This is a genomic window from Halorubrum cibi, assembly GCF_900182635.1.
GTDB classification, from domain to species: domain Archaea; phylum Halobacteriota; class Halobacteria; order Halobacteriales; family Haloferacaceae; genus Halorubrum; species Halorubrum cibi.
Window position 1 is genome coordinate 1 of sequence record NZ_FXTD01000035.1, and the last position, 1,002, is coordinate 1,002.

1 protein-coding gene is annotated in these 1,002 nt (G+C 57.6%); it reads left to right on the forward strand.

The features are described 5' to 3' along the window. Positions 1-90 precede the first annotated feature (90 nt). On the forward strand, positions 91-975 hold the full coding sequence (locus FN829_RS15730) for an IS1595 family transposase (protein WP_142987866.1): 885 nt from the start codon (positions 91-93) through the stop codon (positions 973-975). The last annotated feature ends 27 nt before the right edge of the window (positions 976-1,002 follow it).

Consider the following 1,002-nt stretch of genomic DNA (forward strand, 5'->3'; position numbering starts at 1 on the left):
CGCTCTTCTGTAGGAGATTGTTGATACTGCTGAGCTGCTGCTGTGGAGTCGAAGAGGACAAGGACACCGCGTCAGCGGTGTCCGACACGGATGATTCCGCTAGATGCGTTTGGGTCGGAATCGGTCGCAGCGGACCTGCTCCAACAGGTTCGCTGGCGTGACGGTGTTTCCTGTCCTCGCTGCCGTTCTGACCGAACGGTCAGAAACGGTAGCTATGGGCAGTTTCAGCGGTATCTCTGTAAGGATTGCGACCGCACGTTCAACGATAAGACCGGCACAATCTTCGCTCACTCGAAGATCGCACTCCGCAAATGGTTGTTCTCGATCTATGCGTTCTTGCGGTTTAACACGAGTCTCAGGCAGTTACAGTGCGAAATCGGTGTCACCTACAAAACGATCCACAGGCGTGTCGAGCGCTTCGCCGAAGCGCTCGACGCGCCGTCACTCGATCTCGTTGGCCCGGTTGAAATTGACGAGTTCTACGTCTCTGCCGGTCTAAAAGGCCGCGAGCGCGACCGCTGGTCGCGCTCTCGCGGCCTCGCTCGACGCGGACGCGGAACGTATGAACAAGACAAACCGCCCGTTTTCGTTCTCGTGGATCGCGGCACCGACCAGCGATACATCGTGCCGGCGAAATCCGCAGACGAATCGACGATCCGGCTCCTGCTGGCTGACCGCCAGCAGGAGCCTCTCACGATCTATACCGACGGATTTTGCGCGTACGATCCGCTTGATGAAGATGAGCAATTCGACCGCGAATACGTCGTTCACGGAGACGGTGAGTACGCCGACGACACGGTCCACGTGAACACCTGCGAGAGCCACGCGTCGCTGGCGCGACGGTGGCTCTCGCCGCATCGAGGCATCTCAAAAGATCGCCTCACACAGTATCTCCGAGCGTTCCAACTCAGACGAGAACTCTACCGCAAACCCGGACGAAAAGCGCTCAAATACGCCGTCAAAGCAACTCTCTGAAATCAACAATGTGCTACACAAGAGCGT